Genomic DNA, 25345 nt, shown 5'->3' with positions numbered 1-25345 from the left:
TAGATTCCGCACCGTTTGTTGAAGGTCAGGCGATGCTAAGTCAGGGTAGCCGCGTTCGAGGTACGCTGGTCAGAGGTATCGATGTCGAGCAGGAGAAAACTGTCTCAACGATTGGCGATAAGATCATACAGGGTCAACTTGAATCGCTAACCGACGGCAGCTTCGGTATCGTGCTCGGTAAAGATTTAGCAATCGCGATGGGGGTTGCCACTGGTGATAAAATCACGCTTATCACACCGCATGTGAGCCCGACACCTGCTGGCGTCATTCCAAGATTGAAACGATTGACTGTTGTCGGTGTATTTGAAATAGGCATGTATGAATATGACAGTTCACTTGCTGTTATGAACATTACCGACGCCGCAAAACTATTCAAAATTCCCGGAAAAGTCACCGGACTGAGACTGGAGTTTGATGACGTCTTTCAGGCGCCACAATTGCTTCGTAATGTGATGCAAAATGTCTCCACAGAATACCGTGGTGCTGACTGGACTTATCAACATGCCAATTTCTTTCGCGCATTAAAAACTGAAAAAACCGTGATGTTTGTAATTTTGCTGCTCATCGTCGCTGTCGCCGCGTTTAACATTGTCTCCACACTTGTGATGATGGTGACGGATAAACAGCCCGATATCGCTATTCTTCGAACGCTGGGCATGACACAACGAAGTGTCATGGGTATTTTCATGGTGCAGGGTACATTGATCGGCTTAATAGGCACTGGATTGGGGGTCATCGGTGGCGTAACCCTGGCATTAAATGTCGAAACCTTAATTGCTAAACTAGAAAACCTAATTGGTTACCAATTCCTGCCAGCCGATGTCTACTACATCAGCAGCCTACCTTCTCAACTACAATGGCATGATGTCACCGTGATCGCAGTCACTGCTTTTGTGTTGTCCATGCTTTCTACTTTATATCCATCCTGGCGTGCGTCCCAGGTCAAACCGGCTGAGGCATTACGCTATGACTGATCAGGCAGTAATTTCGACACATCAACTCGCCAAATCGTTTAGCGATGGCGACCTCAAAACGCATGTTTTAGACAATATCAGTCTCAGCGTTAACAAAGGCGACAGACTCGCGATCGTGGGTAGCTCCGGTTCCGGTAAAAGCACGCTATTGCATATCATGGGCGGACTGGACTCTCCTACTTCAGGTCAGGTGCTAATCAATGGCCAGGATATCCATGCCATGCGAAGTAATGCGGCCAGTCGTCTACGCAATCAACAACTGGGGTTTGTTTACCAATTCCATCATCTGCTGCCGGAATTCAGTGCAGTTGAAAATGTGGCAATGCCCCTGGTTATTGGGGGGATGACGCCAAAATCTGCAAAAGAGAAATCCTCTGAGTTGCTGGAAAAAGTGGGACTGGGCCATCGCTTACGACACAAACCCGGTGAATTATCTGGTGGCGAACGCCAGCGTGCAGCATTAGCACGAGCACTGATTACGGAACCGGCCTGCTTACTGGCCGATGAACCGACCGGTAATCTGGATCATCGCACGGCACAGTCAATTTTTGATCTGATTTTGCAACTCAATGCTGATTTTGACACGGCACTGGTTATTGTGACGCACGATACTGAATTGGCAACGAAGATGGATCGGGTAATGACCCTGATGGATGGTGAACTACAGTCTGGAACGTGACTTGTGTTTATGTTGACGTTGCAGCCAACTGTGGATGACCACCAGACGCCATCCAAGTCGCACAAAGATAATGCCAATAACGGCGGCTATCGTTCCACAAATCACACAGCCCAACAATAACGGCTGCCAGATGGTCAGAAACTCTTTGGTAAACCATTCCCAGGATAAACTGAACGCGTATTGGCCCATCGGTATCTGCAAGACCCATGCACCCACTTTATAGGAATAAAAGTAGATGGGAGCGACGGTAAAGGGATTGGTGACCCATACCGCCATTGATGCCACTGGCAGATTAACCCTGAACCAAATCGCCAAAGCTGCGGCCAGAAACATTTGTCCAAGGATGGGCATAAACCCGATAAACAGACCCAATGCCATACCACCCGCTACCGATCGTCGGTTCAGATGCCACAGTCTGGGTTCTGTCAGCCGTTGACCAAACTTACGCAAATGGGGATGCTCGCGCATGGCGTTATGATCTGGCATGATGCTTTTTAGGAATTTACGAGGCATCGTGTCTCAGTAACATGCAAAGTCGGGCGTCATTATAGGGATATATGATTAAAACTGCCATTGCATTTTTGCTGGGCTGTCTGCTCTGTCTAAGTCTGGATGAAATACCGGAGCCAAGCTGGATTTTCCTGCTGGTGCTGATTGTCGTCATTTGGCTCAGGCAAGTAATAGTTACAGCCTTCATTGTCGGCTTGTTGTGGACTGCATTTCAAGTGCAATTGCAGTTGCATGATCGTTTGCCGTCGGATCTGGCAGGAAAAGACGTCATTGTCAGTGGTGAGGTTCTGACTATTCCCAGCCAGCAGGGTCGTCGGATCCGGTTTGAGTTTGCTCCCAACTCGCCAGTCTTACCCAGCAAAGTTCGCCTGAGCTGGTATCACGCACCACCCACCCCACCCAAAGCCGGTGAAACCTGGCAGCTTCAGATAAGATTAAAACCACCTTATGGAATGAGCAATCCGGGTGGTTTTGATTACGAGAAATGGTTATTCACACACAATATCGGTGCAACAGGTTATGTCCGCAAAAGCGCTTTCAACCAGTATCAGCATGCAGCAAACGCCTGGAATATAAACCGTCTCCGTCAACAGCTGCAATCCAGACTCAAGATCGTCTTAAAGGATGCTGAGCATTTTCCTTTGGTGCAAGGATTGGCCATCGGTGTTCGGGACGCATTGGACAGTGAACACTGGAATGTTTTAAGACAAACCGGGACCAGCCACTTACTGGCGATATCGGGTTTACACATCGGGCTGGCTTGTGCACTGGGATTTTTTGGTTTCCGCTTTTTATGGAGTCTATTCCCGGCTTTATTACTTCGAATACCCGCCCAATATATAGGTGCAATAGGTGGTTTATTGATGGCGGCTTTTTATGCCTGCCTGGCAGGGTTTACGGTTCCAACCCAACGCGCTTTCATTATGGTGTCGACGATGATGCTGGCGTTGTTGGTAAAACGTCCACTCTACCCGCTGCATGTGCTGGCACTGAGTCTTTTACTGGTACTCGTGTTTGATCCTTTTGCTGCTGTGAGCGCCGGTTTTTGGCTTTCATTCTCAGCCGTGACGTTGATTATTTTCACCTCTACACAGCGATACCCGAGCAGACGATGGAACTGGGCGGGTATTCACCTGTGGATAGCCATCGGTCTTACACCATTACTTATATTATTCTTTGGCCAGATATCACTTATCTCACCCGTCGCCAATCTATTTGCCGTGCCGCTAGTGAGTTTCTTAATCGTGCCCTTCATTCTGGCTGGCATGGTATTACTTTTTGTCTCTGAGGACTTGGCTGAAGGCGCATTTCACATTGCAGACATATTGCTTGAAGTGATGTGGCGATGGCTTAGCTTTTTATCAGATAGCCCTATATCAGTTTTTCAAACACCCACATATTCTCTTCCAGTCATCATGCTGTTGCTTGTGTCAATGCTGCTATTACTTTTGCCCAGGGGATGGCCAGCCAAATGGTTGGGGCTAATTCTGCTGTTACCCTTATTTTATTATCAAACCGAAAAACCTGACGCGGGTCATTTTTATTTCAGCCTGCTTGATGTCGGACAGGGTTTAGCGGCAGTGGTTGAAACAGAAAATAATGTACTGGTATTCGATACCGGCCCCAGATACAGTGAAGAATTTGATACCGGCCGTGCGGTAATCGCTCCTTTTTTGAAGAATCGCGGCATCAATAAAGTCGATAGACTGATTGTCAGCCACGGTGACAATGATCATATCGGCGGCGCTAAAAGCCTGACAGAGCTATCCACTGTAGATACTATTTACACAAGTGATGTGACTGTTTTGCCGAAGTCGAAAGCCTGCATCGCCGGACAATCATGGGAGTGGGATAAGGTTCAGTTCAACATTTTGCAACCATTTCCAGCCCAAACTGGCAGTAATAATAATCGCTCTTGCGTATTGAAAATCACCGGCCTTAAGCGCAGCGTGTTGATACCCGGTGATATTGAAAAAGAGAGTGAGATGAAGCTGGTGAAACAGTACGGCAAGCATTTACACGCTGACATCCTGGTTATACCGCATCACGGTAGTAGCACATCCTCCAGTATGACCTTCATCAAGGCCGTTAACCCCACTCATGGTTTAATCCCGGTGGGCTACCGTAATCGTTATAATTTTCCCGTTGAAAAGGTTTTAAATCGTCATCAGGAACAAGGCATAACTCTGCATCGTACTGATTATCATGGTGCCATTTTGTTTCGGGAAACACCGCAAGCAATTCACTGGCGTCAACATAACGCGCATTTATGGACATCCAATGCTACTGAGTAAAGTGATTTTCACGTATCATGAGTGCGATTATTATTATTTAAACAACAGAGACTGAAAAATCATGCTGGAATTGTTTAAAGCTGGCGGTTGGTTAATGATACCGCTGTTCATTTGTTCGGTAATTTCAATTGCCATCATTGCTGAACGCTTCTGGAGTCTGCAGAAAAAACGTATTGCGCCATCGGAACTCGTTACCCAAATCTGGCAATGGCTCAAATACAAACAAGTTGATGCCAGTCGTGTCAAAGCCTTACAAGAGAATTCACCATTGGGCCAAATCCTGGCAGCGGGCCTAATAAATCGCAACAGCTCGCGTGAAATCACCAAAGAAAGCATCGAAGATATCGGACGCCATGTCACTGTCGCTCTGGAACGTAACCTGAACACACTTGGCACCGTGGCGGCCATATCCCCACTTATTGGTCTATTAGGTACTGTTATCGGCATGATTAAAGTGTTTGCCGTGATTACGGCAGAAGGTGTAGGTAACCCTGAAACACTGGCGGGCGGTATCTCCGAGGCATTAATCACCACAGCAACGGGCCTCGTCGTCGCCATTCCCAGTCTGATCTTTTACCGTTATTTCCGCGGCAAAATTAATACGCTTGTCGTCGGTATGGAAGAGCAGGCCATGCAACTCATCGAAATTCTGCATGGCGATCGTCAATTTGATCCGGATGAGGAAGTGAGACGTGAATCTATCACCACGACGGTCTGAGGAACCTGATGTCAATCTAACCCCCATGATTGACGTCGTGTTTCTGTTGTTACTGTTCTTTATGGTTTCAACCAGCTTTGTCCGTGAAAGCTCGCTCAAAGTAGACTTACCTGAAGCGACCGGGGAAGCTATGGTGGAACAAGAGCAGCCTGTTGATATTGTGATTCAGGCAGATGGTCAGTTTCTTATCAATGATGAGTCCTTGCCGGTTGTTAGTCGTGAGCTTCTCAGTAATGTTCTGAAACGTATCGTCGGTGATCGTGATGATCCGCACATCATCATCAGTGCGGATGCCAACGCTGAGTATCAGCATATCGTCACAGCAATGGATACCGCACAACAACTCGGGTATACCCGATTGACTTTAGCGACCAGACAAACGCAACAAGAGAAACAATGACCGAGAAGCATGTCGAAATAAGCGCTGTAGATTTGTACAAACGTCTACTGCGTTACGTTAAACCTTACTGGCCCGCTTTTTGCGCTGTGGTTTTAGCTATGGTTGTCTATGCAGCCACTGAAGCAGGCGTGGCTATGGTTATGAAACCATTGATGGACGGTGGTTTTGTTGATCGTGATCCTGAAATTATCAAACTCATCCCGGCGGCGATTATTGGCCTGTTCATCGTCCGGGGCCTGGCCGACTTTTTTACCTCTTACGGCCTCGGCTGGATTGCGCGTAATGTCATCAAAACCTTACGTGAGGAAATGTTTAATAAGCTACTATCCTTGCCCTCCCGCTTTTACGACCACAGCACTTCAGGGCAGTTAATGTCCAAGCTGCTCTATGATGTGGAGCAGGTTGCCAGCGCAGCGACGGACGCGGTCTTAACCATAATCCGCGACAGCTTGACCATTGTTGGTCTGATGGCGTGGATGTTCTATCTCAATGGCTTTCTGTCCTTATTCATCCTGGTGACTGTGCCCTTTATTGCTGTGCTGGTCTATATCGTCAGCATTCGGTTTCGACGTATCAGTAAAAATATTCAGAACTCCATGGGCGATGTGAGTCATGTGTCAGGTGAGATTATTGAAGGTCACCGTGAAATTAAAACCTTTGGTGGTCAGGACTATGAGATAAACCGGTTTGAAAAAGTTAATCAGGGTAATCGGCGTCAGCAAATGAAAAAGATTGCGACTGATGCCATCAGTCAGCCTCTGACCGCGCTCATTGCCGCTGTCGGTCTCTCTCTGGTTATCTACATAGCAACGTTACCGGAAATGCTGGAAAAAATCACTGTAGGCGGATTTATCTCATTCATTACAGCAATGATGATGTTGTTAACCCCTATGAAACGGTTGACCAAAGTAAATGCCAAACTTCAGGCTGGTGTAGCAGCAGCAGAAAGCATTTTTAACTTGTTGGATGAAAAGCCTGAAATCGATGATGGACCATTAAGACTGGACCGAGCAAAAGGCCATATTGCATATAAAAATGTGAGCTTTAGCTACAGTGCCGATAAAGGTAACGTACTGGAGAATGTCAGCATTGAAGCCAAACCGGGGCAGACCGTCGCTTTTGTGGGTCATTCAGGAAGTGGTAAAACGACCCTAGTCAGTCTACTCACACGCCTGTATAACATCAGCACGGGTCAGATCGAGATAGATGGTATTGATATCAAGCAACTCAAATTGACCGACTTACGTCGCCAGATTTCGTTGGTCAATCAACAAGTTGTGCTTTTCAACGACACCATTGCTAACAATATCAGTTACGGTCAAACCGTTGATGTGACGGAAGAAGAAATCATTCAGGCGGCTAAATCGGCGCATGCCTGGGATTTTATACAACGCCTGCCGGAAGGTTTATACACCCAAGTGGGCGAAAACGGCGTGTTGTTGTCCGGTGGTCAGAGGCAACGTTTAGCGATAGCGCGTGCCTTGTTACGTGATGCGCCTATTCTGATTCTTGACGAAGCCACTTCCGCCCTTGATACCGAGGCGGAACGTCATATTCAGGCTGCGCTGGAAACGTTGATGCAACAACGTACCACCCTCGTAATTGCGCACCGGCTGTCAACCATCGAAAAGGCCGACTTGATCGTTGTTATGCATAACGGAGAAATTCTGGAAACAGGCACGCATTCGCAGTTATTAGCCAACGGCGCACATTACGCAGATTTACATCGTCTTCAGTTTCAGGAACAGTGAATATTAGTCATGAAATGGCTAACTGACAGTTGGTATCAGAAACACCCGCTTCGTTGGCTGTTGCTGCCATTAAGTTTCCTCTATCGGCTTATTATTTTATTCCGGAAACAAGCCTATCAGCGAGATATTCTGACGCGTCATAAAATGCCGGTTCCAGTCATTATTGTCGGCAATATCAGTGTTGGTGGCACCGGTAAGACACCTTTCGTTATCTGGCTTGCGGAACAACTTCAACTCGCCGGTTTTCATCCCGGTATTATTAGTCGAGGCTATGGCAGTAAAGCACCAGCCTATCCGTTTGAGGTAAAGGCTGACTCCGATGTCAGAGAGGCAGGTGATGAACCTCTGCTTATTTCCCGGAGAACGGCATGCCCGGTGGTGATTGATCCAAATCGCAGTCAGGCAGCGGTTCACCTGTTAAGCCGTCATCATTGTGATGTGCTTATTTCAGATGATGGTTTGCAACATTATGCCTTGCAGCGTGACATAGAAATCACCCTGGTCGATAGCGAACGGCGCTTTGGCAATAAACTTTGTCTGCCTGCCGGGCCACTGAGAGAGCCAATGTCCCGGCTTAAAGCTGTGGATTTTGTTGTCCATAACGGTGATGGATCAAGCCAGCTGTATCAGATGCAACTTAATGCAGATGCCTGGATTAATCTCAAAGACCCTGAAAAGCGGCTGCCAGTGAATGCTTTTGCTGAAAAAGAAGTTCATGCTATCGCAGGTATTGGTAATCCCCAGCGCTTTTTTGACCGTTTATGCGAGCATAAAATAATTGTACATCCGCATGCATTCGTCGATCATCATGCCTACCGGGTTCAGGATCTGAACTTCGGCGATGATTTACCCCTTCTGATGACCGAAAAGGATGCGGTAAAATGTCTTTCATTCGCTCAAGAAAATTACTGGTATTTACCCGTTTCCGCTCATATTGACGCGTCTTTACTGAAAGCTATAATCGACAAATTAAAGGATCCATCACATGGATAACGCTTTATTGGAAATTCTCGCCTGTCCTGCCTGTAAAGGCAGTCTGGTCTATCTTAAAGCTAAACAGGAATTGGGCTGTAAAGGCTGTCGACTCGCCTATCCTGTTCGAGATGACATACCGGTCATGCTGACTGAAGAAGCCCGCGAAATGGCTTCCGATGAAGAGGTCTAAATGCCGTTCAAGATAGTCATTCCTGCGCGTTACGCATCGAGTCGATTACCTGGTAAACCATTACTGGATATTGCAGGTAAACCCATGATTCAACATGTCTTCGACCGGGCATCTGAGAGTGATGCAGGCACTGTAATTATCGCTACCGATGATCAACGTATTGCTGATGCAGCCACAGCATTTGGTGCGGATGTATGCATGACATCTGCCGAACACCGCTCAGGAACTGATCGGCTAGCCGAGGTTGCGATGCTTCGTGATTTTGATAATGACGATATCGTGATTAACGTTCAAGGTGATGAGCCTTGTTTACCCGCCCTGCTTATCAATCAGGTTGCAGCGGATCTGGCGGAATATCCTCAAGCGGACATGGCATCGTTATTCAGCCACATTCATGAGGAAAAACAGGTGTTTGACCCAAATGTGGTCAAGGTAGTGATGGATTTACAGGGTTATGCGCTGTATTTCAGTCGTGCTCCTATTCCGTGGATGCGCAATCACTTCCATCAGGATAAAACATTACCCCCGGAGTTACCGCATTACCGTCATATCGGGCTGTACGGTTATCGTGCTAGTTTTTTGAAGCATTATGCGGAAATGACACCCTGCTCACTTGAGACAGAGGAATCGTTGGAACAGTTAAGAGTGTTATTTCACGGTAGAAAAATTCACATGTCAGAGGCATTAATCAGCGCCGGGCATGGTGTCGATACTGAAGCGGATCTACTTGAAGTCCGGAGCATGCTTGGTCAGTAACTTATCAAGTCCTGCAGCAACTAATTCTGTATGCAGATCACCCTCGCCATCAAACACCGGCAGAGTATACGTTTTAGGCACTGTCCGATGCCCTTCACCATATTGAGTGGGCTGGATATTATGGTCCTCTTCGAGAACTTGTAATACCAGCTCGCACCCATCAAGCAACTCTATAATTTCACAGCGATGCTGATGATATGTAACCTGCTGGCCAATTAAGGCCAGCAGATCTTCTGTTGGAATATTACTCTTCCTGGGCATGTGTTTTAGCACTCGCTTCGGTTTTGACTTTGTCCTGCTTGTCATTATCATCCGATGCGGACTTTTTTTCTACTTTTGGACTAGTTTGTTTCTTCTCAGCATTGGCTTTCGCTGCATCAGCCTTGTCTTTATCACTTGGACGACGGCGACGATTCGTGCTACCTGAAGAGCGTGAACGTCTCGGTTTGTTTGCAGGAACCTTATTTCCATCAACCTCCGGCTCTTTATCTGACTTGATCAGATTACCGTTAATCTCTGGCTCAGGGTTGGGAACGGCATTGCCATCCACCTCAGGTTTTGGAGCAGGTATTTCATTGCCCTTATCCGCTTGAGGTTTTGGTGAAGATGTTGCATCACCCTTCGGGGTATCACTCTTCTGAGTATCGCTCTTCTGAGTATCACTCTTCTGAGTATCGCTCTTCTGGGTACCACCCTTCTGAGTACCACCCTTCTGAGTATCACTCTTCGGGGTATCGCTCTTCGGGGTATCGCTCTTCGGAGTATCGCTCTTTTGAGTATCATTCTGAGTGGCATTGTCACCATTTTCAGGACGTGGACGACGACGACGACCACCCCGGCGTGACCGTCTGCCATTATTGCTACGCGGCTTGTTGTCTTTATCATCAGCATCCGCCGTTTTAGGCTTGTTTGATGTCTGAGTTTTATTCTCTTCCGTGTCAGCTGATTCCTGAACTCTGTCATTTTGACGACGCGGCTTACGTCGCTCATTGTTATTGGAAGAACTGTCGTTCTTACTATTGCCACCGCGACCACCACCACGACTACGACGGTTCTGAGGGCGTTTTTCGCTATCCTGTGAGGGTTTGTTTTCTGTCGCTGGGGTTTCGACCTTTTCTTCCTCAACCGGCTTACCTGTGAGCACATTCATCAGTCGTTTCAGCAGGCTTGGTTTTTTGTCCTCGGCTTTTTCACGTTGCATGATCGGTGCTGGCGCTGCCGGCGAAATTCCTGTTACCGCGGGTTGTTCCATTACAGGCTTATCACGCAATACGACTGGCGTTTCCTGCTCTGGCGAGGAGATTAATTCATGGCTGACATCATTTTTCACGTTGCCATCTTTAATGCGTTCTATCTCATAATGCGGCGTATCCAGATGCGGATTGGGAATCAACACAATCTTAACGTTATGACGTTGTTCTGCCGCTTCTACCTGCATACGCTTATCATTGAGAATGAAAGTCGCCACCGGTACAGGTAACTGCACCACGAGCTGCGTAACCTTATCTTTGGTCGCTTCCTCTTCCATCAGACGCAATACAGCAAGTCCAAGCGATTCTACGCCACGCACATGTCCCAAGCCGGCACAGCGCGGGCAAATTTCCTGATGCGCATCACCTAAAGCCGGGCGCAAGCGTTGACGCGACATCTCCAATAGACCAAAACGAGAAATCCGACCCACCTGAACGCGGGCACGATCCGCTTTCAAATGATCACGCAGACGATTTTCCACTTCACGTTGATTGCGACTTGGTCCCATATCAATGAAATCAATAACAACCAGACCGCCTAAGTCACGAAGACGTAATTGTCGTGCAATCTCTTCGGCCGCTTCCAAGTTGGTATTTAATGCTGTTTCCTCAATGTCACCGCCTTTGTTAGCACGAGCAGAGTTAACATCAATTGAGATCAGTGCTTCAGTAGGGTCAATGACCAGTGCGCCACCTGATGGTAAACGAACTTCATGACGGAAGGCACTCTCAATCTGGCTTTCAACCTGATAACGGGTAAACAGCGGCACTCTGTCCTGATACAGCTTGAACTTGCTCAGTTCATGCGGCATGACCATGCGCATAAAGTCATAGCCTGTTTGATACACCTCAGGAGAATCGACCAGAATTTCACCAATGTCTTTACGCAGATAATCACGTAATGCACGGATAATAATATTGCTTTCCTGATACACAAGAAACGGCGCGCTGCGATCTTTGGTCGCAACATCGATGGCTGTCCACAACTGGACCAGATACTCCAGATCCCATTGCAGTTCTTCAGGTTGTTTACCTACACCTGCGGTGCGCACGATCATACCCATACCTTCAGGCACTTCGAGTTGACGCAGGGCATCTTGCAATTCAGCGCGATCGTCACCTTCAATACGGCGAGAGATCCCGCCAGCACGTGGACTGTTTGGCATCAAAACCAGGTAACGTCCAGCCAGACTGATAAAGGTAGTTAAGGCTGCGCCTTTGTTACCACGCTCTTCTTTTTCAATCTGAATAACGAGCTCCTGTCCGACTGACAAGACATCCTGCACGTTAAAGCGACCATTGGAATCATCACCCTGATCACGCTTTTTAAAGTAGCTTTTTGAAATTTCTTTGAGCGGTAAAAAACCTTGGCGCTCTGAGCCATATTCAACAAAAACAGCCTCAAGACTGGGCTCTACACGGGTGATTTTACCTTTATAAATGTTGCCTTTCTTTTGTTCCCTCGAAGGCGTATCGATATCCAGATCAAACAGGCGCTGGCCATCGACCATTGCCACACGCAACTCTTCTTCGTGGGTTGCGTTAATTAAAATTCGTTTCATGCATTAACCTCAAATTGAGATTCGCATGTCATGTGCATACCACTTATTGTGGACGCTTGAGCCAAATGGGCTGTACAGAACGACGCTGTCTGTTTTCAGTAATTAATTGAAAATTTTGTTTCCTATCATGCGCCCTCCATAAGGCAGTCATGAGTTATCCCGTTTCATTTCATTTCGTTGTCGCAATAGGGTTCTGCGATATTAACGTTGCTATCGGCTTTATTCCGCCGCTTAATTAATTACTATGTCGCCCTGTCTGTTGCGTCTTTCTATTCATTCTGGTTGGCAATCAAGACATGGGAACCTGATGTTCTTCAAGGACTCCTGATGAGTCCGCCTGCTGAACCCCTGTTCAGCCGATTTATTTTTTATTTACCGAGCGCCGCATCAACCTCAACCGGAGGGCGCGACGCATTTTTAGGTCTTCGTGGCCGAATGTCGGTATACTAACCTCATTTTACGCACGGACCAACTTTCGAATATAGCAGTCTATTGCCATCTCAGCAACTCAAATTAACCTATCCTATGGCAGCCAACAAACCGCAATCGCAAAAAGTTCAGTTTATCGAGATAAATACAGCTCAATCCGGGCAACGTATTGATAACTTTCTTCTCACCCTCGAAAAAGGTGTCCCCAAAAGCCGCATTTATCGCGCTATTCGAAAAGGCGAAGTGCGAGTCAATAAAGGGCGAATAAAGCAAACCTACAAAATTCAGGCCGGCGATGTCATCCGTGTTCCACCGTTACGTGTCGCTGAACGTGAAACGCCGACCCATGTCAGTGAATCACTGACTCAGCAACTGCTTCACGATATCATTTTTGAAGATGACAGTATGTTAGTACTTAACAAACCATCAGGTCTGGCAGTACATGCTGGAAGTCAGATTCAACTCGGTGTTATTGAAGCACTGAGACTCATAAAGCCGGAATTACCTTTTTTAGAGCTGGTCCATCGTCTCGATCGTGATACATCCGGCTGTCTGTTATTGGCAAAAAGCCGTGAAAGCTTGCTCAACCTCCAGCAGCAGATGATATCTGACCAAATCGATAAACGCTATCTCACTTTACTCAAAGGTCAGCTGTCACAAAAAGAACAACTGATAGAACAGCCGTTACAGAAAAACAGCGTTTCCTCGGGGGAACGCATGGTCCGCGTTGATGCTGATGGCAAGTGGGCCAAAACCCTATTTATTCGTCAACAAAACCTGTCTATTGCTCAATTGACTGAAGTCAAATTATACACAGGCCGAACCCATCAGATTCGGGTTCATGCAGCCTGGAGTGGCCATCATGTTGCTGGTGATGATAAGTATGGTGATAGGGACTTTAATAAACTGCTCAAAACATTTGGCTTAAAGCGCCTGTTTTTACATGCGTGGCGGCTGGGTATTCAGCACCCACTTAATGGTGAAGCGATGCAGCTCGAAGCGCCGCTGCCCGAGAAGTTAGAGCAGGTAATAACGAATTTGGAACAAGCATGACCAATTATCAACTTATCGTTTTTGACTGGGATGGGACGCTGATGGATTCCACCGGTCACATTGTCAATTGTATGCGACAGGCCATTACCAAACTTGAACTTGAACCGCTTGCCGACACACAAATCAGTCACATCATTGGTCTGGGTCTAAATGAGGCTGTACAAACCTTATATCCGGCTGGCAATGCAACTATGTGGACGAGTCTGGCAGATTGCTATCGACAAACCTGGCTCAACAATCCGGAAGAATCACCGCTTTTTGAGAACGCACGCGAGTTACTTGAACAACTGGTCAAACAAGATATTTTCCTTGGTGTCGCTACCGGAAAAAGTCGTCGCGGTCTGGATAAGGTGCTTAATGCCACAGGACTGCGCGATTTATTTATCTCGACCCGCTGTGCTGATGAATGTCACTCAAAGCCTCATCCACAAATGGTGATGGAATTGATGGACTTTGTCGGTGTTAATGGCGTCGACACGTTAATGATTGGTGATACCGAGTTTGATTTATTGATGGCCAAAAGCGCCGGAGCTGATAGCATCGGCATCACCCATGGCGCCCACGATGAAACCAAACTTCAGGCCTGTGAACCGAAAGCCATTCTGCATGATCTGCATCAAGTTGAGAGTTGGTTAAACAACCACCGCTCAGACTTTTGATATGATGTAGTCTTTTTAATTATTTTAGGGCAGAAAACATGGCAACATTTGGAGACTTTCCGCCAGAACAAGGTGGAAACGAGCGTCGGTCATCAACTGACGATATCAGTTGGGAACGCAATGTCCTCCGCGATCTCGCCTTTGCTGCCATCAAAGAACAACGTGCTAAACGTCGGTGGGGCTATGTTTTCAAGGGCTTCATTCTACTCTACCTGGTGGCCTTTCTGATATTAAGCTTTAAACCCGCCGGTCTGAAATCGGTTACCGAAATACACACCGCCTTGGTTGATATCAACGGTGTGATTGCAGCGGATGCCGAAGCCAATGCCGATGCGATGGTGACTGGTATTCGTGAAGCATTTGAAAGTGAAACTGCCAAAGGCCTTATTCTTAGACTTAACACGCCTGGAGGTAGTCCGGTCCAAGCTGGCATCATTAATGATGAAATCCAGCGGCTACAAAAAGAAAGACCTGACTTTCCTGTTTATGCCGTCGTACAGGACGTGTGTGCCTCGGGCGGGTATTACATCGCGGTGGCGGCTGATGAAATCTATGCCGACAAGGCAAGTATCGTTGGTTCGATCGGAGTGCGAATGGATAGCTTTGGCTTCACCGAGGCCATCGATAAGCTGGGTGTTGAACGCCGATCCCTGACAGCAGGTGAACATAAAGCATTCCTGGACCCGTTCCTCCCTATGAAACCAGCCGATATCGAACACGCGCATGAGATGCTGGATAACATTCACCAGCAATTCATTAATGTTGTCAAAGAAGGTCGTGGCGAGCGTCTCAAAGATAATGATGATATATTTTCAGGCCTGTTCTGGTCTGGTGAGCAAGCGCTCGAGCTCGGGTTGATTGATGGGCTTGCCAACAGCAGTAAAGTGGCACGTGACATTATTGGTGCCGAAGATATTATTGATTACACTCCCCGCCCAAGCTATCTGGATCTTTTTGCCGGCAAGTTGGGTGCCACAATAGGGAATGTGATGTCATCAAAAGCAACATGGAGCCTACAGTAATGACTCAGGCAAGACTGACTGAAGCTCAACAAGCAGAAAGAAAAGAACGTTTCCGATACGTTGATTTAAATCATCCTCTGATGCAGATCCTGTTTCATATTGAGATTGAGACCGACCAATCACAGGAGTCAGAACCGTGAGCCTGACACCGGAATCCTTAGTCAATAAATCGTTGGAACTGGTCTCTCCACCCAACACATATTTGCAACTCAACGCACTGATTCAGGATCCCAATAGCGCTATTGATGATATCAGTGCGGTGATCAACACCGATCCCGCATTGGCTACCCGCCTGCTTAAAATCGTTAACAGTCCTTTTTATGGGTTCCCATCACAAATAAACACCATCTCCCGGGCCATTACCATCGTTGGTACACGCGAGCTAACACACCTGGTATTAGCTACTTCTGTGCTCAACTCGTTTAAAGGTATTCCAGCCTCTCTCATCAATATGGATGAGTTCTGGCAACACTGTTTTGCCTGTGCTATCACCAGCAAACTATTGGCAGAAGAATGTGGTGAACGTGCCACGGAACACTTTTTTATTGCAGGTCTACTGCACAATATCGGTAGTCTTGTATTGTATAAATCTGTACCAGAGCTTGCCGGTGAGGCTATTCGCAGTGCCGAGTTTGGTCATGAGGTGATTTTCAAAGCCGAACAACGTGTGCTTGGTTTTGACCACACCGAAGTCGGTCAGGCACTGATCAAAGCATGGCGTTTACCGCCCTCACTGGAAGAAGTAGCACGCTATCATCATTCTCCCTCCGATGCGGAACACTTCCCGTTTGATGTAGCCATTGTGCATATCGCTGACATTTTGGTGTCATCGGTTCCATTCGGCCATAGTGGCGATCAACATGTGCCCCCTTTGGATCCCGCTGCTTGGAAATTACTCGGTTTGGATGAAAATCAAATTCCGGATTTACTCCAGCAGGTTTCACAGCAAATTAATCAACTAACTTCGGTCATGCTATCTGAGGACTAATCTTTTATGATCGGGTTTAATTCAACAACTATAAGAGGCTAACAATGAGAACCGTTCTACTTGGTGCCCCTGGCTCCGGTAAAGGCACACAAGGTGTTGTGCTATCCAAAAAATTTAATATTCCTCAAATTTCAACCGGTGATTTGCTGCGCGCAGCAGTGAAAGCGGGCTCTGAATTGGGTAAAAAAGCCAAAACAGCAATGGATGCCGGCGCTTTGGTCTCAGACGATATCGTTATTGGCCTTATTCGTGAACGCCTTTCAGAAAAAGATGCGCAAAACGGCTACATTCTGGACGGTTTTCCACGTAATATTGCCCAGGCAGAAGCCTTGGACGCGATGCTCGACCAGCTGGGTCAGCCTTTACAGGGTGTTGTGTTGCTGGATGTACCGTTTCATGAACTTATGCAACGACTGACCGGCCGCCGTACGTGTAAAGACTGTGGTGCTATTTATAACATTCATTTGTCACCGCCTAAGGAAGAAGGCCAATGTGATAGTTGTGGCGGCCAACTGTTCCAGCGTGAAGACGATAATGAAGCGACCATTGAAAATCGCCTAAAAGTTTATGAAGAACAAACGGCTCCTTTGATTGGTTATTATCAGAAGCAGCATAAACTACATAGCATTGCCGGTACCGGTGATATTGATAAGATTACCGACGATGTCGGCGCTATTTTCGACGAGATCTAAACTTTAAACCGGCTTCCTCGTGAAGCCGGATTATTTTTACATGGCTACTATTCTTGCAGTCGGCATTGCTACCATTGATATCATCAATACTGTCGCAGCCTATCCTGCCGAAGATGACGAAATCAGAGCATTGTCACAACAGCAGGTCAGGGGCGGCAATGCTACCAATACGCTGACTGTGCTGAGTCAGCTCGGGCATCGCTGCTACTGGACAGGTGTTTTGATTGATGAGCCTGATAGCGACATTGTTAAACAGGCATTACATCAATCGCAAATTGATTTCAGCCTGTGCCAGCCGGTGTCTGAAGGTAAAATGCCGACGTCTTACATCACGCTAAGCAGTACAAGCGGCAGTCGCACGATTGTGCATCACAGAGACTGTCCGGAGCTTGATTTTGATCACTTTCAGACCCTGGATTTGAATCAGTTTGACTGGGTGCACTTTGAAGGTCGTAACATCAACGAGCTAAAGAAAATGCTGTCATGGCTGAAAAAAAATTATCCTTCTTTACCCTGCTCCCTAGAAGTAGAAAAACCACGTGACTGTATAGAATCCTTATTTGATATTCCCGATGTATTACTGTTTTCACGACCCTATGCGGAGCACTGCGGTTATGACAATGCTGAAAGCTTTCTTCGAAGTCTTGCTCTCACTGCCACCATAAGTTGTAGCTGGGGCGGTGCCGGTGCCTGGCTTAAACATCAACAAGAAATTTTCCATAGCCCGGCCTTTTCTCCTGAAAAGATCATTGATACGCTTGGCGCCGGAGATACCTTTAATGCCGGTCTCATCTCAGCATTAATTAAAAAACAGACACCGAAACAAGCATTAACGGAAGCCTGCCAACTTGCAGGCAAAAAGTGTGGCCAGATGGGTTACGACAACTTATTAACAGCATCATGAATAAAATTTATCTGTGTCAGAAAGACGAATTGGAAGAATACCAAACGCGTGGTTTTACCGTTGAGCTAGGCGATAGTTCACTGGACTTTTTTATTCTTAAACAAGATGACGAGGTACGCGCCTACCTGAATTCATGCCCGCACTTGGGGATTCCGCTTAACTGGCAGCCTGATGAGTTCATGTCGATGGAAGGGACCCATATTCAATGCTCTACTCATGGCGCTTTGTTCCAGTTAGAAGATGGTTATTGTTTTTCCGGCCCTTGTCGTGGTGAAAGCCTGACCCGACTCAATCTGGAAGTCACCGACCAGCAGAAAATTTACCTCGTCTCCACTGACGGATAGGCTATCAACACTATTCAGCAAAAGGAGCTCGCATGGCTAATTTGCTTGATAAATGGTCAGAAGCAGCCATTACCAGTCTGGGATTTTTCTGGATGGCCTTGTGGGCCTTCGTACTCGGTTACCTCATCAGCAGTATTATTCAGGTAATGGTATCGCGCAGCGAGATGCGTAAATTAATGGGTGACGATGGTGTTAAGTCGGTCACCATCGGTAGCGTCTTCGGTTTTATATCCAGCTCCTGCAGTTTCGCTGCCCTTGCAACAACGCGCGCTTTATTTCAGAAAGGGGCCAACTTCGCGCCTTCCATTGCCTTTATGCTTGCCTCGACCAACCTGGTTATTGAGCTGGGATTTGTTATCGCCCTGTTTCTGGGTTGGCAATTCGTCGTCGGTGAATATGTCGGTGGTATTATTCTTATCCTCCTAGCCTGGCTGTTTATACTACTGACCAACCCCAAGAAACTGATAAAACAAGCCCGGGAGCGTAATCGCGAAGAGGGTAATGACGGCGATAATAAAGGCCATAACTGGTCACTTATTCTGGACAAGGATATCTGGTCAGCAATCAGTCAAAAGTACATGATGGAATGGCAGATGGTATGGAAAGATGTGTTAATTGGCTTTACTGTTGCCGGTGTCATTTCCGCTTTTGTGCCCACAGCCTTCTTCGAATGGATGTTCATAGGCGCAGGTAATAACGACCCGGGATTCTGGGCCTTATTACAACAGACTTTGATCGGACCGGTTGCCGCATTTTTCACTTTCATCGGCTCGATGGGGAATATCCCACTGGCTGCAGTGCTGTTCGGTGAGGGTGTCGCGTTTGCGGGGGTGATGGCCTTTATTTTCTCTGATCTTGTCGTACTGCCAATACTACGTATTAATGCCCGTTACTACGGCTGGAAAATGGCAATGTATATTCTTGTGATGCTGTTCAGCTGCCTGGTCATAACATCACTGTTACTGCATTACGGTCTACAGGTATTCGACTTGCTGCCCGATCAGAGCCAGTGGACATCGCCAGCAGAGCAGGATCATTTCAAACTTAATTATCAGTTCTGGCTGAACGTATTCTTCGGACTGGCATCACTATGGATGTTTATCGGCTGGAAGCGTCAACAGCATGGTCATGAACACCATCACAGTCATGGCGGCGGTCAGCCAATCATAAATACGCTGTGTGTGGTTGCTGGCATCTGGTTGGCAACAGGCCTTACTCTGAGTCTGTTTTAAGCAAGTCTGCCACGGCTTGTCGTAATTGCTGAATGATTGCTTTACGCCCAGTGAGCTGCAATGCATCAGCTACCTGACTGAAAGACTGCCCCTGAAGTACTTTCTTGATCAGCACTGCCTGCTGTTCTTTTGCAAGCTGAGTCAGTTGGTCCGTCATCAGTCTTGCCTGCAACCACTGCCACAGCAACGGCTCGATCGATTCAAAGGCACGTTGCTGGTAGGCAAAACTCGCTAATGCTCTCTTCTGCTCGTCCGCCTCAGTCAGACTCTGTTTAGCGATCGGCAGACGCTGTGACAACAAAATAACCAGTCTATAATTGAGTTCGCGTTGCGATTGAAGTAACAGAAACGGCCATGCACGATTAAGGATTTGTTGTGCCTGGGTGACGACCCGTTCCCCCGCTTCGGATAAGGCATGCAATAATATACCGGCACGCTGGCCACTGACTTCGTCTGCCTGCTGACCCACCCTGACCGGCAGATAATCGTTATTGAACCAGAACCGGAGTAGATCCGCATCTAACGCGAAACTGGTTCCAATCACATCACAGTGCCCCTGATAATGACTATTAAGCTTTTTCAATAGCCGGCTTCCGAGTCCCTGCCCCTGCAAAGCCGGATGTACAGCAATACGTATCACACGCTGATAACGACAAACAGCGGCTTCAAGCACACCACTATGAGCCAACAACGTCTGTGGTAATAAATGCCCTTTAAGCCGACGGTTACCATCAAACACCTGCCGGGCAAGCTGCGGTTCATCGAGTTGTTCCCTGACCAGCCAGGCACTAGCGATGATGTGACCAGAGAAACGTAATACAAAGACCGAAATATCATCATTATCCAGTAACATCTGAAAATCAGACGGCCGGGTACGATAATGCGCCAGCACCATCAAGCCGAATACTTCACGTAAAAGCGGCTCATCATTAGCCAGTTGTTGTTTATTCAGCAGTTCAAATTCAGCCTGTTCAGGCAGTAACGAGGCAAGTTCGCGCTCATTTGCCGGCTCAGCATCCAGTAAAAGGGCATCAAAACTGAACTGTTCCAGCGCATCGTCTTCCGCCCAACGTACCGGCTGAGATAAAGTCACTGACCGCCAATTCGGTGTCAGCTGTTCAAGGGTTTTCTTAAACCGCACCGCAAAGCCCCGACCGGTCCCTTCATAACCGTACTCGGTGGTGGAGAACACAATCCGGGAATAGGCTTTGAGCATCGTATCCAGCATCTGCACCGGAATGGCCGCTGCTTCGTCTATTATCAGTAAATCCGTAGTGATTTTTTCGGTAAGCAAGGCATCCGGGGCGACAAAGCGGATTTCTTTGTGTTGCCATTGCAGGCTGGTGTGGGTTAGTTTGGCATCTGGAAGTGCCATGGCCGCATGAGCCAGCAGAGGTTGAATATTGCTGATTGCAGGCGCGGTGATAATAATGCGGGTTTTACCCTGACTTAAGAGAGAAGCAGCAGCCATACCCAGCAAGGCCGTTTTGCCACGACCTCGATCAGAGGTAATCACCAGCGGACGACGGCGATGTCCGCTGACCACACGCATTACAGCTTCAATCGCAAAGGTCTGTTCCTGCGTCGGTGTTACAGTATTTGATGAGGCATACGAAGGTAAAACAATCTCGGGTAATGATTCTGATTGATAGCAGTGCTGAACCGAATAATAACGTTCAGCTACTTTAAGGAAGCGCTGCAGCCATAAAGACCCACTCTGCTTCTTCGGGAGCAAGACTAGTATCCAGCCGCCCGCTTTAAGCGTGCCGATTAAAGCCCCGAAAGCATCAGCTGAGAAATGGTCGCGACCGTCAAAGATAATCAGCTGATTGCTGCGTCCCAAATGTTGCAGCGCCTGTTTAGTGCTAATTGCATCATTAGGGCGTTTTGCCTGGTCGGATAACCAACAGCGCATACCCTCATCAGCTTGTAGGTAAACACCCCCTGCCTGATGATCCAGCCAGTCATTTTCTCCCTGCAGAATCAGACAATGGCGTTGAGGTATGTGCATGTTTAATTAATAATGCGGTGGTGGTGGCTCGTCATTCTGAACCAACATCTGGGTATGCTGGACACTTTCTAACTGGGCTTTAAAGGTTGTCAAAGAGCGTTCCAGACGATCAATCTGTTTTTGTTGATCGGTGACGACCTCATTGAGTTCCTCTAAGAGGCCATCCTGAAACGCCAGACGTGTCTGCAGGTCAACAATATCGTCATTCATCAGATATCTCCATCATATGACAGGGCGGGTCCTAACCAACGCTCAGCGGTTTGTTTATCCCACCCTTTGCGTTCGGCATAGTCTTCCACCTGATCCTGATCAATCTTGCCCAAACCAAAGTAACGTGATTCCGGATGCGCAAAATAGAAACCACTTACTGCGGCTGTAGGCAGCATGGCATAAGACTCAGTAATCGTTATACCGGCATTGTTGACAGGGTCAATCAAATCCCACAGCAATCCTTTTTCAGTATGGTCTGGACATGCGGGGTAACCCGGCGCTGGACGAATACCCTGATACTTTTCATCAATCAATGCATCATTATCAAGCTGCTCGTCCTGCACATAACCCCAGAATTCTTTACGAACCCGTTCATGCATTCGTTCAGCTAAGGCTTCTGCCAATCTATCTGCCAAAGCCTTGATCATAATGCTGTGATAATCGTCATGATCGGCATCAAAACGTTCAACATGTTCATCAATACCAATACCAGCAGTGACGGCAAAGGCACCAATGTAGTCGTCTACGCCACTGTCCTTCGGGGCCACAAAATCGGCCAGTGCCGCGTTGGGTCGGCCGGGTGGACGCTCAGTCTGCTGACGCAGACTGTGAAGTGTCATTAAGACTTCTTTGCGCTCCTCATCGCGATACACTTCAATATCATCATCGTTGACACTGTTCGCCGGGAATAAACCGATAACCGCTCTGGCCTTCAACCATTTCTCATCAACGATTTGTTTGAGCATTTTTTTCGCATCGTCAAACAAGTGCTTGGCATGCTCACCAACAATTTCATCTTCCAGAATCCGTGGGTATTTACCCGCCAGCTCCCATGATTGGAAAAAGGGTGTCCAGTCGATACGTTCGACCAGCTCATCCAACGGATAATCATCAAACGTTTCCAGACCTAATTTAGCCGGTTTTGTCGGTTGATAGGCTTGCCAGTCAATCTTGGTTTTATTGGCTCGCGCTTCGGCAATCGGTAATTGTCTCCGCGTGCTCTTGCGGCCTTTGTGACGGGAACGTTTGTCTTCGTAATCTTTTTTCAGATCGGCAATAAATGGCACGCTGGCTTCTTTACTAACCAGTTTCTGGGCCACACCAACCGCTCTCGAAGCATCTTTTACATAAATACTGCAACCATGATAATTCGGCTCAATCTTCACAGCAGTGTGAATCAAAGAAGTGGTGGCACCGCCAATCATCAATGGCACTTCAAACCCCAAACGTTCCATTTCCTTGGCGACATGCACCATTTCATCCAGTGATGGCGTAATCAAACCCGATAAGCCGATAATATCGACGTTCTCTTCTCTGGCGACATCAAGAATCTTTTGCGCAGGTACCATCACGCCAAGATCAATGACCTCAAAATTATTACATTGCAGTACGACACCGACAATGTTTTTACCAATATCATGAACATCTCCTTTGACCGTGGCCATCAGGATCTTGCCATTATTTTTACTGGTATCACCCTCTTCCTTGGCGGCTTCAATATAGGGCATCAAATAGGCAACGGCCTTTTTCATTACCCGTGCGGATTTCACCACCTGTGGCAGAAACATTTTACCTTCACCAAATAAATCACCCACCACGTTCATGCCGTCCATTAACGGACCTTCAATCACTTCCAGTGGTTTAGGGAAAGCTTGCCTCGCTTCTTCAGTATCATCTTCAACGTAATCTGCGATCCCTTTCACCAAAGCATGTTCAAGTCGCTTGCTCACCGGCAGTTCACGCCAGCTAAGATCTTCTTTTTTGGCCGCAGTGCCACCTTCACCTTTGTATTTTTCTGCCATTTCGAGCATACGATCGGTGGAATCATCTCTGCGATTGAGAATCACATCCTCAACCTGTTCGCGCAGGTCGTCGGGTAAATCGTCATAAATCGCCAACTGACCGGCGTTGACGATCCCCATATCCATACCCGCTTTGATGGCGTGATAAAGAAAGACCGCATGTATGGCTTCACGAACTACATTGTTACCGCGGAAGGAAAACGACACGTTAGACACACCGCCACTGATCATGGCATGTGGCAGGCTTTGTTTAATGTCTTGGGTCGCTTCAATGAAGTCGACCGCATAGTTGTTATGTTCTTCAATACCGGTGGCGACAGCGAAGATGTTGGGATCAAAGATGATATCTTCCGGCGGGAAATGCACTTTTTCGGTCAGAATCTCGTACGATCGGGTACAGATTTCACGTTTACGTTCGCGGGTGTCAGCCTGTCCGCTTTCATCAAACGCCATTACTATCACTGCTGCACCGTAACGACGAACCAGCTTAGCTTGTTCAATGAATTTCTCTTCACCCTCTTTCAGGCTTATCGAGTTAACAATGCCTTTACCCTGAATGCATTTCAGACCGGCTTCGATAACATCCCATTTAGATGAGTCAATCATCACTGGCACCCGGCTGATATCCGGTTCTGCAGCCAGAAGATTGAGGAAGGTGACCATCGCCTCTTGCGAGTCAAGCATGCCCTCATCCATATTGATATCGATAATCTGAGCACCATTTTCAACCTGCTGTCGGGCCACTTCCAGCGCAGTATCGTAATCGTCTTCCTTAATCAGTCGCGCAAACCGCAGTGAACCCGTCACGTTAGTGCGCTCACCGACGTTCACAAACAAACTATCTTCAGTAAGGTTTAGTGGCTCCAGACCACTCAAGCGGCAATGGTGCAGGTCTTTTTTGGGGACTCTCGGCTTAATACCTTCGACCGCATCGGCAATGGCTTTGATATGTGCTGGCGCAGTACCACAGCAACCGCCAACAATATTCAGAAACCCAGCTTCAGCCCATTCCTTAATTTGTTCGGCCATGACTTCCGGTGATTCGTCATATTCACCGAATTCATTGGGCAATCCCGCATTCGGATGCGCGCTGACATAGCTCGTGACAACATTGGATAACTCTTCCACATACTGGCGTAATTGTTCAGCACCCAACGCACAGTTAAGGCCGATACTAAGCGGTTGAATATGCGATAAAGAATTCCAGAAGGCTTCTGCTGTCTGGCCTGAGAGCGTACGGCCACTGGCATCAGTAATCGTACCGGAAATCATGACCGGCAGATGGATACTATGGTCTTCACAGAATTTGTCGATGGCAAACAAGGCCGCTTTGGCATTAAGCGTATCAAAGACCGTTTCTACTAATAACAGATCGACGCCACCGTCAACCAGACCACGAATGGCTTCGGTGTAAGCGACCACTAACTCGTCAAAATTAGTATTGCGATAGCCAGGATTGTTCACATCAGGTGAAATACTGGCGGTACGGTTGGTCGGACCTAAAACCCCAGTGACAAATCGTGGCTTATCCGGATTTTCAGCGGTGAACTCATCCGCGACTTCTTTGGCCAGCTCTGCCGAAACTTTATTCAGCTCATATACCAGATCTTCCATCTGATAATCGGCCATGGCGATTGAAGTACCGTTAAAGGTATTGGTTTCAACAATATCCGCACCGGCTTCAAAATAAGCGCGGTGAATATCACGCACAATCTGAGGTTGGGTTAAGGTTAATAAGTCATTATTACCTTTTACATCACAGGGATGATCAGCAAACCGCTCACCACGGAAATCTTTCTCTTCCAGTTGATAGCTCTGGATAAGCGTTCCCATCCCACCATCGAGGATAAGAATTTTTTGCTCAAGCAGGGTGCGAAGTTGGTGGTAAGCGCTCATTTAAAACGGTTTTCCTGTCAGACAGTTACACTATAGAAAAACGC

24 protein-coding genes are annotated in these 25345 nt (G+C 47.4%); 18 read left to right on the top strand and 6 right to left on the bottom strand.

The genetic code is table 11. From position 1 onward, the window contains the following. Positions 1–974 (top strand): lipoprotein-releasing ABC transporter permease subunit (locus tag ACTF5U_RS02035; protein ID WP_438969967.1); only part of this gene is annotated, 974 nt, incomplete at its 5' end. Then, entirely contained in the window at positions 967–1653 is a 687-nt protein-coding gene (gene lolD, locus ACTF5U_RS02030; RefSeq protein ID WP_438969966.1) for a lipoprotein-releasing ABC transporter ATP-binding protein LolD, read from the top strand. The genes ACTF5U_RS02035 and lolD, both read left to right, overlap by 8 nt. Here the strand turns inward: lolD and ACTF5U_RS02025 are convergent. After that, the gene (locus ACTF5U_RS02025) at positions 1636–2166 is read right to left on the bottom strand and encodes a DUF2062 domain-containing protein (protein ID WP_438969965.1); all 531 of its coding nucleotides are present in this window, start codon (positions 2164–2166) and stop codon (positions 1636–1638) included. The genes lolD and ACTF5U_RS02025 overlap by 18 nt on opposite strands. 44 nt (positions 2167–2210) lie before the next feature. Between ACTF5U_RS02025 and ACTF5U_RS02020 the strand changes: the two genes are divergently transcribed. The 7 genes from ACTF5U_RS02020 (at position 2211) to kdsB (ending at position 9247) form a co-directional block, all read left to right on the top strand. After that, positions 2211–4457, top strand: coding sequence for a DNA internalization-related competence protein ComEC/Rec2 (locus ACTF5U_RS02020; protein WP_438969964.1), 2247 nt, complete (start codon positions 2211–2213; stop codon positions 4455–4457). 61 nt (positions 4458–4518) lie between these two features. Next, positions 4519–5175 carry a MotA/TolQ/ExbB proton channel family protein gene (locus ACTF5U_RS02015; RefSeq protein ID WP_438969963.1) on the top strand — a complete coding sequence of 219 codons (657 nt, stop codon included), beginning with the start codon at positions 4519–4521 and terminating at the stop codon, positions 5173–5175. After that, entirely contained in the window at positions 5150–5575 is a 426-nt protein-coding gene (locus ACTF5U_RS02010; protein ID WP_438969962.1) for an ExbD/TolR family protein, read from the top strand. The genes ACTF5U_RS02015 and ACTF5U_RS02010 overlap by 26 nt, the downstream gene beginning before the upstream one ends. After that, the gene (gene msbA / locus ACTF5U_RS02005; RefSeq protein ID WP_438969961.1) at positions 5572–7326 is read left to right on the top strand and encodes a lipid A export permease/ATP-binding protein MsbA; all 1755 of its coding nucleotides are present in this window, start codon (positions 5572–5574) and stop codon (positions 7324–7326) included. The genes ACTF5U_RS02010 and msbA overlap by 4 nt, the downstream gene beginning before the upstream one ends. A 9-nt stretch (positions 7327–7335) precedes the next feature. Next, on the top strand, positions 7336–8319 hold the full coding sequence (lpxK, locus tag ACTF5U_RS02000) for a tetraacyldisaccharide 4'-kinase (RefSeq protein ID WP_438969960.1): 984 nt from the start codon (positions 7336–7338) through the stop codon (positions 8317–8319). Next, the gene (locus tag ACTF5U_RS01995) at positions 8312–8491 is read left to right on the top strand and encodes a Trm112 family protein (protein ID WP_438969959.1); all 180 of its coding nucleotides are present in this window, start codon (positions 8312–8314) and stop codon (positions 8489–8491) included. The genes lpxK and ACTF5U_RS01995 overlap by 8 nt, the downstream gene beginning before the upstream one ends. Continuing rightward, positions 8492–9247 carry a 3-deoxy-manno-octulosonate cytidylyltransferase gene (gene kdsB / locus ACTF5U_RS01990; protein WP_438969958.1) on the top strand — a complete coding sequence of 252 codons (756 nt, stop codon included), beginning with the start codon at positions 8492–8494 and terminating at the stop codon, positions 9245–9247. It begins immediately after the preceding gene. Here the strand turns inward: kdsB and ACTF5U_RS01985 are convergent. Together ACTF5U_RS01985 and ACTF5U_RS01980 are read right to left on the bottom strand one after the other, a co-directional pair. After that, the gene (locus tag ACTF5U_RS01985) at positions 9215–9508 is read right to left on the bottom strand and encodes a hypothetical protein (protein ID WP_438969957.1); all 294 of its coding nucleotides are present in this window, start codon (positions 9506–9508) and stop codon (positions 9215–9217) included. The genes kdsB and ACTF5U_RS01985 overlap by 33 nt on opposite strands. Beyond that, complete coding sequence (locus tag ACTF5U_RS01980; RefSeq protein WP_438969956.1) at positions 9492–12059, bottom strand: Rne/Rng family ribonuclease; 2568 nt, start codon at positions 12057–12059, stop codon at positions 9492–9494. Before ACTF5U_RS01980 ends, ACTF5U_RS01985 begins: the two co-directional genes overlap by 17 nt. 525 nt (positions 12060–12584) lie before the next feature. Between ACTF5U_RS01980 and rluC the strand changes: the two genes are divergently transcribed. The 9 genes from rluC to ACTF5U_RS01935 are packed head-to-tail and all read left to right on the top strand — an operon-like array spanning position 12585 to position 19382. After that, positions 12585–13541 carry a 23S rRNA pseudouridine(955/2504/2580) synthase RluC gene (gene rluC / locus ACTF5U_RS01975; RefSeq protein ID WP_438969955.1) on the top strand — a complete coding sequence of 319 codons (957 nt, stop codon included), beginning with the start codon at positions 12585–12587 and terminating at the stop codon, positions 13539–13541. Beyond that, positions 13538–14200: an HAD-IA family hydrolase gene (locus ACTF5U_RS01970; RefSeq protein ID WP_438969954.1), complete on the top strand. Its 663-nt coding sequence runs from the start codon at positions 13538–13540 to the stop codon at positions 14198–14200. Before rluC ends, ACTF5U_RS01970 begins: the two co-directional genes overlap by 4 nt. Before the next feature lie 38 nt (positions 14201–14238). Then, positions 14239–15222, top strand: coding sequence for a S49 family peptidase (locus ACTF5U_RS01965; protein WP_438969953.1), 984 nt, complete (start codon positions 14239–14241; stop codon positions 15220–15222). Then, complete coding sequence (locus ACTF5U_RS01960) at positions 15222–15362, top strand: hypothetical protein (RefSeq protein ID WP_438969952.1); 141 nt, start codon at positions 15222–15224, stop codon at positions 15360–15362. The genes ACTF5U_RS01965 and ACTF5U_RS01960 overlap by 1 nt, the downstream gene beginning before the upstream one ends. Then, positions 15359–16210 (top strand): HDOD domain-containing protein, encoded by an 852-nt coding sequence (locus ACTF5U_RS01955; RefSeq protein WP_438969951.1) that lies wholly within the window; start codon positions 15359–15361, stop codon positions 16208–16210. Before ACTF5U_RS01960 ends, ACTF5U_RS01955 begins: the two co-directional genes overlap by 4 nt. 44 nt (positions 16211–16254) lie before the next feature. Then, positions 16255–16902: an adenylate kinase gene (locus ACTF5U_RS01950; RefSeq protein ID WP_438969950.1), complete on the top strand. Its 648-nt coding sequence runs from the start codon at positions 16255–16257 to the stop codon at positions 16900–16902. Positions 16903–16942: 40 nt separating this feature from the next. After that, positions 16943–17806, top strand: coding sequence for a PfkB family carbohydrate kinase (locus tag ACTF5U_RS01945; RefSeq protein WP_438969949.1), 864 nt, complete (start codon positions 16943–16945; stop codon positions 17804–17806). Next, positions 17803–18150: a Rieske (2Fe-2S) protein gene (locus tag ACTF5U_RS01940; RefSeq protein ID WP_438969948.1), complete on the top strand. Its 348-nt coding sequence runs from the start codon at positions 17803–17805 to the stop codon at positions 18148–18150. Before ACTF5U_RS01945 ends, ACTF5U_RS01940 begins: the two co-directional genes overlap by 4 nt. Positions 18151–18182: 32 nt before the next feature. Further along, complete coding sequence (locus ACTF5U_RS01935; RefSeq protein WP_438969947.1) at positions 18183–19382, top strand: permease; 1200 nt, start codon at positions 18183–18185, stop codon at positions 19380–19382. Here ACTF5U_RS01935 and ACTF5U_RS01930 read toward each other — a convergent pair. From ACTF5U_RS01930 to metH, 3 genes are read right to left on the bottom strand one after another with little or no spacing between them, the layout of a single operon-like run. Then, on the bottom strand, positions 19363–21393 hold the full coding sequence (locus ACTF5U_RS01930) for a tRNA(Met) cytidine acetyltransferase TmcA (protein WP_438969946.1): 2031 nt from the start codon (positions 21391–21393) through the stop codon (positions 19363–19365). The two genes, ACTF5U_RS01935 and ACTF5U_RS01930, sit on opposite strands and share 20 nt — an antisense overlap. A 6-nt stretch (positions 21394–21399) precedes the next feature. Continuing rightward, on the bottom strand, positions 21400–21603 hold the full coding sequence (locus tag ACTF5U_RS01925; protein WP_438969945.1) for a SlyX family protein: 204 nt from the start codon (positions 21601–21603) through the stop codon (positions 21400–21402). Beyond that, the gene (metH, locus tag ACTF5U_RS01920) at positions 21603–25301 is read right to left on the bottom strand and encodes a methionine synthase (RefSeq protein ID WP_438969944.1); all 3699 of its coding nucleotides are present in this window, start codon (positions 25299–25301) and stop codon (positions 21603–21605) included. The genes ACTF5U_RS01925 and metH overlap by 1 nt, the downstream gene beginning before the upstream one ends. Positions 25302–25345 lie beyond the last annotated feature (44 nt).

It is taken from the genome of Methylophaga sp. (assembly GCF_965655755.1).
Classification (GTDB): domain Bacteria; phylum Pseudomonadota; class Gammaproteobacteria; order Nitrosococcales; family Methylophagaceae; genus Methylophaga.
This window is presented reverse-complemented; position numbering and strand designations above follow the sequence as displayed.